This is a genomic window from Amycolatopsis sp. NPDC057786 (assembly GCF_042797905.1).
GTDB lineage: Bacteria > Actinomycetota > Actinomycetes > Mycobacteriales > Pseudonocardiaceae > Amycolatopsis.
Window position 1 is genome coordinate 18,284 of the sequence record NZ_JBHVKW010000112.1, and the last position, 8,930, is coordinate 27,213.

Here is an 8,930-nt window from a genome sequence, read left to right on the forward strand (position 1 = left end):
GGCCGGAGTGGGAAACCGCTCCGGCCCTGTTTCATGTCCGGGGGCTCAGGCCCGCGACGGCCAACCGGAACAGCCGGTCCGCCTGTGCGGCGGGATCCGGGTAGTGCTCGGTGGCCAGGACGATGCCGACGATCAGCGTGATCAGATCGGCGACGGTGAGGTCCGGAGACACCGCGCCGTCCCGCGCGGCCCGCCGCACGAGCGGATCCCCGGCTTCCTCGATGGCGGCGGAACAGGCGTTCTCGTGCTCCAGGGGACCGTCGTAGGCGAGCGCGGCCGCCAAACCGCGGGCGGAGACGCAGTAGGTGACGACCTCGTCGAGCCAGGTCAGGAGCGCCTTCCGGCTGTCGTCCTCGCCGGTCAACTCGACGGCGCGGGCGCACAACGCCGCGATCCGTTTCGCGGAGACCGCTTCCAGCAGTGCCCGCCGGGTGGGGAAGTGGCGCCGGACGGTCGCCGAGCCGACGTTGGCGGTCCGCGCGATCTGCTCCAGGGAGGCGCTGGAGCCGTGGGCCGCGACCTCCTCCTCGGCCACCGCGAGGATGCGCGCGTAGTTGCGCCGTGCGTCGGCGCGCCGGCCGTCGGACATGTCTTCACCTCGGAGTTTGCGTAAGTGGCGGGCCCCGCCATATCGTAGCGGACGATAAGTGGCGGGCCCCGCCACTTAGTTCGACCGAAGGAGTCCAGCATGTCCCCAGTACCCGTTTTGGTCACCGGCGCCACCGGCAGGCAGGGCGGTGCGACCGCCCGCGCCCTGCTCGCGGCCGGTGTTCCCGTCCGCGCGCTGGTGCGCGATCCGGCCAGGGCGAAAGCCGTCGAAGCGCTCGGCGCCGAACTCGTCGTCGGTGATCTCCACGACGTCGATTCCGTGATCCGGGCGGCCAAGGGCGCCCGAGCCGTCTTCTCGGTACAGATGCCGGACATGAACGCCGACGGATTCGACTTCGACGGCGAGGTGACTCAAGGCGTCAACCTCATCGAGGGCGCGAAGGCGGCCGGGGTGCCGCAGTTCGTGCACACCTCCGTTTCGGGCGCCGGTCAGCACGTCGAGGCGGACGGTTGGGCCGAAGGCCGCTGGACGTCGATGGAGCCCACGCTGGGTGCCAAGGCCGCGATCCAGGACCGCCTCCGCGAAGCCGGCTTTCCCCAGTGGACACTGCTCAAGCCGGGTTTCTTCATGGAGAACTTCCTGCCCGACATGAAGTTCCTCTTCCCGCGCGGCGTGGACGGCGGTCTGGTGAGCGTCATCAAGCCGTCGACGTCGCTGTCGCTGGCCGCCGTCGACGACATCGGCACCGCGGCCGCCGCGGCCATCGCCGAACCGGAGCGGTTCGCCGGGGTCGAACTGGAGCTGGCGAGTGACTTCCTGACCATGGCGGAGATCGCCGAGGCCCTCTCCGACGTGCTGGGCACCCCGCTGGCGGCACCGGACATGACCGTCGAGCAGGCGGTCGCCGCCGGGATGCCGCCGATGGGCGCCTCGCACGAGTGGCTGAACGTGGTAGGCCAGCCCGGGCGTCCGGAGTACGCGCGCGAACTCGGCCTCCCGCTCACCGGATTCGCCGAGTGGGCACGGAAATATCTTGCGTAGTGCGTGGCCGGGCGGGGTTTGACAAAGCGGAACAGTGCTCCGTATGTTTGTGGAGCAGTGCTCCGTTTAGTAGGGAGCCGTCTCACAAGGGAAGTGCCGGCATGAGCACGCCAGTAATCTCGATCGCCCCGGTGACGTTGCCGACGCCGGATCGAGCCGTGGATCTCCAGATCCGGGTCTCCGCGCCGATGACCGGTGGCGGCTTGCCGATCATCCTGCTGTCGCACGGTCAGGGTCATTCGAATCACCTCTCGTCGCTGAACGGCTATGCCCCGCTCGTGAACTACTGGGCGGCACACGGATTCGTCGTTCTTCAGCCCACTCATCTCAGTTCCAGGACTCTGGATCTGGGGACCGATCATCCCGAAGCGCCGCTGTACCAACGGTCCAGGGCCGAGGACATGATCGGCATTCTCGACCGGCTCGACGAGATCGAGGCCGCGGTGCCTGGCCTGCGCGGACGAGTGGACCGGGGCAAGGTCGCCGTGGCCGGGCATTCGATGGGCGGGCATACCGCGAGCCTGCTGCTGGGCGCGCGGTACACCGAGCCCGGTGATGGCACGGAGGTGAACTTGGCCGAGCCCCGGATCTCCGCGGGAGTGCTGCTCGCCGCGCCCGGTCGCGGCGGCGACGCTGTCGCGGAATTCGTGGCGGAGAACTATTCCTTCTTCGTCGGCACCGATTTCTCCGCGATGACGACGCCCGCGCTCGTGGTCGCCGGCGACAAGGACTCCTCGGCGCATCTGACGGTCCGTGGCCCGGAATGGCACACCGATCCGTACTTCCTTTCGCCGGGGCGCAAGACCTTGCTCACCCTGTTCGACGCGGAGCACGGTCTCGGCGGGATTTCCGGCTACGACGTCGCCGAGACCACGGACGAGAGTCCGGAGCGAGTGGCCGTGGTGCAGCGGCTCACCGCGGCCTATCTCCGCAGCGAGCTCTACCCGGGTGATCACGCCTGGCAGGAGGCCGCCGAGGCGCTGGCCGCCGAGCCCGACCCGCTCGGGAGGGTCGAATCGAAGGTGGGCTAGTTGACAAGTCCCATAGGTGACTTGTCTACTAGTGGCATGGTTCTCTCCCGCCTCATCCTGGGGTTGCTCGCGCTCGCACCCATGACCGGCTATGACCTCAAGCGCCACTTCGAGTCGACCGTCGGGCACTTCTGGGCGGCGGACAAGGCGCAGATCTATCGCACCCTCGCCCGGCTCGTCACGGACGGGTTCGCCGAGGTCGAGAAGGTGGCCGGGTCCGGGGCGCCGGACCGGCAGGAACACCGCATCACCGCCGCGGGGCGGACGGCGCTCGCCGAGTGGCTGGCGAGCGAGCCCGAGCGGCACGTCGAACGCGATCCGTTCCTCGCGCGGGTGTTCTTCGGCGCGGATCTCGACCACGACGCCTTCCGTGCCCTCCTGGCGGTACATCGCGAGGAGACCCGGGCGCGGTTGGAGAGGTTCGAGCGGACTCGGGCGGAGACCGCCGCGCCCGACCGGGCGGCCAGGTTGCGACTGTCCACACTGGACATCGGAATCGCGCACCTGCGCGTCGAACTGGACTGGCTCGACGCGCTCGAGGAGGAACTCGCGTGAGCGCGTTCCCCGAGGTGCACGCCGCCGGGACGGCCACGGCGGAGCGGCCGGTGGTGCTGCTGCACGGCGGCAACGTCGCGAACTGGATGTGGGAGCCACAGCTGTCCGCGTTCGGCGATCGGACGGTGCTCACGCCCGATCTGCCGGGATTCGGCGAACGAGTCCGCGAGGGCTGGCCGGGACTGGACGCGGTGGCGGACGACGTCGTCGCGAGAGTGACCGGGCACGGCGTCGACGGTCAGTTCGATCTCGTCGGGCTTTCCCTCGGCGCGCTCACGGCGTTGCGCGTGCTGGCGCGGAACCCGGACCGGGTGAGTTCGGCGTTCCTGACCAGCGCGCCGCTCATGTCCGCCGGTGCCGGGATGCGCTTGTACTGCGGGCTGCAGTCGGCCTTCTCGCGGGCGCGCTGGTACTGGCGTGCCCAGGCGGCCGTCTTCGGGCTTCCGGAGGACGCGCGCGCCCGGTATGTCGAGCACGGTCTCTCGGTGCGCCGCGAAACCGCGTCCGCGATGGCCGCCGAGGTGTGCGCGGGCGGAGTGCCGGCGGAAGTGGGTCGCTATACCGGACCGCTGCTCGCGACGGCGGGGGAGAAGGATTCCGCGGCGGTGCGCCGATCCCTCGCGGAAATCGCGCGGGCGGCGCCCCAGGCACGGACCCGGCTCGTGCCGGGGATGCACCACATCTGGAATGTGGAGGATCCCGACCTGTTCAACGGAGTCCTTCGTGCGTGGCTCGGGGGAGCGGTGGATCCGCGTCTCCTGGGCTGATCGTGTCAGAGCACCGGGATCTCCGCCCACACCGTTTTGACTCCCGCGCCGGTGGTGACCCCCCACCGCGCGCTGATCGCCTCGACCAGTGCCAGCCCTCGCCCGCGGGGGCTCGTCGGATCCGCTTTGGCCACGCGGAACGGCCGCAGGCGCGGCCGGTGGTCGTCGACTTCGACGCGGACGACGTCCCGGCCCGAGGGTACGGAGACCCTCAGTTCGGTGACGCCGTCCGCGTGTTCGTGCGCGTTGGTGACCAGTTCGGTGGTCAGCAGCTCGGTGTCCGCGATGGTGGCGCGGCCGACCTCGGTCAGCCGTTCTCGCAACCAGGCCCGGACCTCTCCCAGCGGTGGGGCGATGCCGGTGGGGAATTCGTAAGCCTGTCGTGTTCTCGTGATACCCACGCGTTCTCCTTAGCGGGTTTCCCAGCTTGGCCAAGAGCATGGGCGTGGTTGCGGAGTACCCCTGGAACGCGGGATTCACACGCGGGAACTCCCGGCGATCGCGGTGACCCTGATCTCGACCCGCATCTTGGGCGCGCCGAGGGCCGGGACGCCGACCTCCGTCCAGATCGGTGCGCGGTCGCCCATGTGCTCACGGAACTGCTCGACCATCACGCGGTTGTGGGTCTCGCCGATGAACCCCGGGGTTTCCGGGACGTGGTAGGAGTTCACAGCGATCACGTCGCGCCAGGTGGCGCCTGCCGTGGCGAGGGTCCGCTCGACGTTCTCGAAGGCTTTGACGATCTCCTCTTCGAGCGATTCGGGGAAGTTCAGGCCGTCGTCCCAGCCTCCTTGCCCCGAGATCTCGACGCGATCGCCGATGCGCACCGCCTGGCTGTAGCGCATCACTTTCAGTTGCCGGTCGCCGTATCCGGGCGTGGCGAAGAACTCCGGCTGGGGCATGGCGGATCCTCTCGTTGGATTCAAGCTTGAAGTCAACGTAGCACGGTTTAACTTCACGTGTGAAGTCATCGGGTTCTGGGTAAGGTTCCGCCATGGCCGCACCCGACCCCGACGAAGCGCTGTGGCTGACCCCTGCCGAAAAGGAGGCCTGGACCGGGCTGGTCTCCCTGGTCCTCCTGCTGCCGGGGCGTCTCGAGTCGCCACTGCAGCACGACGCCGGGCTGACGCTGTTCGAGTACCTGACCCTCAGCCATATTTCGGAGGCCCCGGACCGGCGGCTGCGGATGAGCGAGCTGGCCTATCTCGCCAACGGCTCGCTCTCGCGTCTGTCCAATGTGGTCAAACGCTTCGAGCAGCGGGGCTGGGTGGAGCGGACGCCGGACCCCGGCGACGGCCGGTACACGCTCGCCGTGCTCACCGACGACGGCTACGACGTGGTCGTCGCGGCCGCCCCCACGCATGTCCGATCGGTGCGGGAGCTCGTCCTCGACCCCTTGACCGCGGAAGATCAGCGGGCGCTGGCCCGGATCGCCGCCAAACTGCGGAGCTGCTCACTGCCTGACGGGTGATGTTCCGGGCGCGATACTGGCCTTCATGACTCCAGCGAACCGCCCGGACAAAGTCCACTTGAGGGCGTTCACCGAGGCCGACCTCGCCTTTCTCGACCGCCTCTGCACGGATCCCGATGCGCTCGGCGAGTTCGAGTGGCCCGGATTCGGTGATCCGAGGGCACGCCGCAAGCGATGGGAGATCGACGGGTACATCTCCGCCGAGTCGTCGGCGGTCGCGATCGCGCGGGCTGACGACACGGTTGTCGGCATCGTCTCCTGGAAGCCCCGCGGCTTCCCCTCGGGTGTCACCTACGAGATCGGCGTGGGGGTGCTGCCCGAGCATCGTGGCCAGGGGGTGGGCACGGTGGCGCAGAGGCTGCTCGTGGACTACCTGTTCGGCCGCACGACCGCGAACAGAATCGAAGCCCTGACCAATGGCGGTAACCTCGGCGAGCAGAAAGCCCTCGAACGCCTGGGGTTCCGCCGGGAAGGGGTCATGCGCGGCAGGTCCTTCCAACACGGCGAGTATGTCGATGTGCTCGTCTACGGTCTGCTCCGCTCAGAGCATCGTCCCGGAACGCCATGAGCGCTCCTCTCAACCTGTTCAGAGTGACGTCGGAAAAGCTCACTGTCCTGAGGGGCAGTCGAATGCGTGCGCGAAGGTACCTTGTGCTCGCGTTCCGGACTCTGGTCCTCTGACGGGGTTCATTCACGCGAAGAGGGGGAACTTTCGTGTCCAAGAAGATGTTCGCCGTCCTTTCGGTGTTTTCGTTGGCGCTCGTGGGTGCCGCGGGAACCGCGCACGCCGGGATCGTGCAATGGTCCGACGGTTACGAATCGAATCCCCATGGTGTATGGGAGCGCGGAATTCAGGGCGGCGACGGGCATTCCTGGTTCGACATCGGCATGGGAGTGGCGCGGACCGGCAACAACAACGGCTGGCTCTTCGCCGACAACGGCTGGTCGGCGATGAGGACTCCGAAGTCACTCGGCAGTTTCCCGGCGAATCGAGCGAATTGCGCGGCCGCGATCTACGCCGACCCGGTCGGTGGTGGAGCGAACATCGGCCTCGAGATCTGGGATCCCATCGGCTGGCGGAAAATCTCCCACACGGTGAAGTGGATCGACGACCGGGCGGGCTATCAGCTCATCACGCTGACCAATCTCAATCTGAACGGCGTGGGTACCGTCTATCTTCAGCCGATCTTCGGCAACAACGGCGGGCCGGCGAAGTACATCCGCTTGGACGACGCGGTCATCCAGTGCGTCTACTGACCGAGGTCTCGCCGAGGTATCGGCCGGCGGGCGATGTTGCGACATTCGGTGAGTATTCGCTGGGGAAATCGGATTTCCGCCTGGCGAGGTGATCACGGAAAACGCCGAAATCTTCGGCGCCTCTCACGCTGAAGAGTGAGAGGCGCCGAAGTTCCTTCGGCTGGACGGCGCAATGCGTGCCTGGTCCGCGTAGCCCGGATTCGCGGTAACAGCCCGTTGGGCGCCTTGACACAGGGCGCTTTGGGTGAAGCGCGGTGCTCGCGCTAACGAAAAACGAAATATTCCGTCTTCTTCACCGAGCTCACAGGAATTCCGGCTCCGGCCGGGTCTCGAAAGGGAAGTCCATGTCACGAAGACCACTGCTCGTCGTCCTGACCGCCGTCTCGGCGATGCTCGCGTCCACCGCGGTCGCCGCCGCGGCTCCACCGGGAGTAGACCCGGCCACGGTCGACCTCACCCTGAACGCGGGGCAGAGCACGACCGTGACCAAGAACGTGACGACCTCGGCCGTGCCGCCGAATCCCGATCTCGTCCTGCTCGCGGACACCACGGGCAGCATGGGCGGACCGATCGGCAACGTGCGGACGAACGCCGGCGCCATCACCGGTGACGTTCTCGCCGCGCAGCCGACCGCGCAGTTCGGTGTCGCCGAGTACAAGGACTTCACGGACTCGGTGCCGTTCAAGGTCAATCAGGGCATCACCGGGGACACGACCGCCGTCCAGGCGGGGATCGACCAGTGGGTGGCCTCGGGCGGCGGGGACACGCCGGAAGCGAACTTGAACGCGCTTTACCAGCTCGCCACCGGCGCGGTCGCGTTCCGTCCGGACGGCACCCGCATCATCGCGTGGTTCGGCGACGCGCCGTCGCACGACCCGAGCGGCGGGCACACCCTTGCCCAGACCATCGCGGCGTTGCAGGCGGCGAAGATCCGCGTGATCGCCGTCAACGTCGGCGGGCTCGACGCCACGGGGCAGGCTTCCGCCATCACCTCGGCCACGGGCGGCGTGTTGCTGAACAACGTCCCGGCCGGCCAGGTCTCCCAGGCCATTTTGGACGGCATCAAGTCCATCGAGGTCACGGTGACCCCGAAGGTGACCAGCTGCGACCCGCAGCTCACCGTCACCAACGACCCGGGCAGCGTCAAGGTGACCAGTGGCGGGGTCGCCACGTTCACCGAGACGATCAAGGCCGCGGCCGGTGCCGCGCCGGGCACCTACCAGTGCGTCGTCGACTACCAGGTCGACGGGGCTTCGCTGGGATACATCGAGACCACGACCGTGCGTGTACTGGGCCTGAGCATCAACGACGTGACCGTCGGCGAGGGTTCCGGTGGCGCGCAGGTACCGGCGACGTTCACGGTGTCGCTGCTCGGTGGCCCCAGCCCGAATCCGGTGACGGTCCAGTACGCGACCGCCAACGGCACCGCGTCCGCGCCGGCCGACTACACGGCGGCGAGCGGGATGGTCACGTTCGCCCCTGGCCAGACGGCAAGACCGGTGACCGTCCTGGTCAATCCGGACACCGTCGACGAGCCGAACGAGACGTTCACGGTGACTCTTTCGGCCCCGTCGGGTGCCGGCCTCGTCGACGCGACCGGTGTCGGCACGATCGTCGACGACGACCGTGACGGCGTCTTCTCCTGCACCGGCACCGCGGCGAACGTCCTCGGGGTGACCGCGGCGCGGGCCAACCCGGCGAACCTGCCTTGTGCCGACGACAGCAGCACCGTCGCCGCCGCGACGCTCAACGCCGGCCTGATCAAGGTCGACACCAAGGTGCTGACCGCGTCGACCGATCTCACGCCGGACGACCAGTCGGCGGCTCCGGCCGCGGGCGATCGCGCACTGGCGTCGGCGAAGATCGACAAGACGGTGATCAGCACGCTCGGGCTGACCGTCGAACTCGGCGTGATCCAGTCGCAGGCGACCGCGACCTGTCAGCCGTCGCCGGGCGGTCTCGCCCCGGTGCTGGCGGGCAGTTCGAACGTCGCCTCGCTGAAGATCAACGGTGAGTCGATCACCGTGGGCTCGGCGCCGCTGACCATCCCGCTGGTCATCGGTTCGCTGAAGCTCAACGGCCAGACCGTGGCGAACGGCGTGGTGAAGCAGCAGGCCGTCGCGCTGGACACCGCGCTCGCGAAGATCGTGCTCGCGGAGTCCCAGGCCGACGTGCACGGAACCTCGGCGCATCCGGCGGGCAACCCCTGCCGTCGCTGAGCCGCTGAATCCCGCCGGGACGGACGGAATCCCGTCCGT

Annotated in this window: 11 protein-coding genes; 8 read left to right on the plus strand and 3 right to left on the minus strand. The window is 68.3% G+C overall.

All coding sequences use genetic code 11. The features are described 5' to 3' along the window. Positions 1–31: 31 nt before the first annotated feature. The gene (locus tag ACFVM3_RS35980; protein ID WP_378444363.1) at positions 32–589 is read right to left on the minus strand and encodes a TetR/AcrR family transcriptional regulator; all 558 of its coding nucleotides are present in this window, start codon (positions 587–589) and stop codon (positions 32–34) included. A gap of 99 nt (positions 590–688) precedes the next feature. On the opposite strand from ACFVM3_RS35980, the gene ACFVM3_RS35985 reads away from it, so the two are divergent. The 4 genes from ACFVM3_RS35985 (at position 689) to ACFVM3_RS36000 (ending at position 3,944) form a co-directional block, all read left to right on the plus strand. Next, positions 689–1,591: an NmrA/HSCARG family protein gene (locus tag ACFVM3_RS35985; protein ID WP_378444364.1), complete on the plus strand. Its 903-nt coding sequence runs from the start codon at positions 689–691 to the stop codon at positions 1,589–1,591. A 101-nt stretch (positions 1,592–1,692) separates the two neighbouring features. Continuing rightward, positions 1,693–2,622: an alpha/beta hydrolase family protein gene (locus ACFVM3_RS35990; RefSeq protein WP_378444365.1), complete on the plus strand. Its 930-nt coding sequence runs from the start codon at positions 1,693–1,695 to the stop codon at positions 2,620–2,622. 36 nt (positions 2,623–2,658) lie between these two features. Beyond that, positions 2,659–3,177 (plus strand): PadR family transcriptional regulator, encoded by a 519-nt coding sequence (locus ACFVM3_RS35995; protein WP_378444366.1) that lies wholly within the window; start codon positions 2,659–2,661, stop codon positions 3,175–3,177. Beyond that, complete coding sequence (locus tag ACFVM3_RS36000) at positions 3,174–3,944, plus strand: alpha/beta fold hydrolase (protein WP_378444367.1); 771 nt, start codon at positions 3,174–3,176, stop codon at positions 3,942–3,944. Before ACFVM3_RS35995 ends, ACFVM3_RS36000 begins: the two co-directional genes overlap by 4 nt. Before the next feature lie 5 nt (positions 3,945–3,949). Here the strand turns inward: ACFVM3_RS36000 and ACFVM3_RS36005 are convergent, their stop codons facing one another. Beyond that, a complete protein-coding gene (locus ACFVM3_RS36005; RefSeq protein ID WP_378444368.1) occupies positions 3,950–4,345 on the minus strand; it encodes an ATP-binding protein in 396 nt (131 codons plus the stop codon). A gap of 75 nt (positions 4,346–4,420) precedes the next feature. Then, positions 4,421–4,846 (minus strand): Rid family hydrolase, encoded by a 426-nt coding sequence (locus ACFVM3_RS36010; RefSeq protein WP_378444369.1) that lies wholly within the window; start codon positions 4,844–4,846, stop codon positions 4,421–4,423. Between the two features lie 92 nt (positions 4,847–4,938). Here ACFVM3_RS36010 and ACFVM3_RS36015 point away from each other — a divergent pair, with 92 nt between their 5' ends. The 4 genes from ACFVM3_RS36015 to ACFVM3_RS36030 all read left to right on the plus strand — a co-directional run bounded on the left by ACFVM3_RS36015 (position 4,939) and on the right by ACFVM3_RS36030 (position 8,891). Beyond that, on the plus strand, positions 4,939–5,415 hold the full coding sequence (locus ACFVM3_RS36015; protein ID WP_378444370.1) for a MarR family winged helix-turn-helix transcriptional regulator: 477 nt from the start codon (positions 4,939–4,941) through the stop codon (positions 5,413–5,415). A 25-nt stretch (positions 5,416–5,440) separates the two neighbouring features. Then, the gene (locus ACFVM3_RS36020; protein ID WP_378444371.1) at positions 5,441–5,983 is read left to right on the plus strand and encodes a GNAT family N-acetyltransferase; all 543 of its coding nucleotides are present in this window, start codon (positions 5,441–5,443) and stop codon (positions 5,981–5,983) included. A 146-nt stretch (positions 5,984–6,129) separates the two neighbouring features. Continuing rightward, entirely contained in the window at positions 6,130–6,672 is a 543-nt protein-coding gene (locus ACFVM3_RS36025; RefSeq protein WP_378444372.1) for a hypothetical protein, read from the plus strand. 344 nt (positions 6,673–7,016) lie between these two features. Continuing rightward, a complete protein-coding gene (locus tag ACFVM3_RS36030; RefSeq protein ID WP_378444373.1) occupies positions 7,017–8,891 on the plus strand; it encodes a Calx-beta domain-containing protein in 1,875 nt (624 codons plus the stop codon). Positions 8,892–8,930 lie beyond the last annotated feature (39 nt).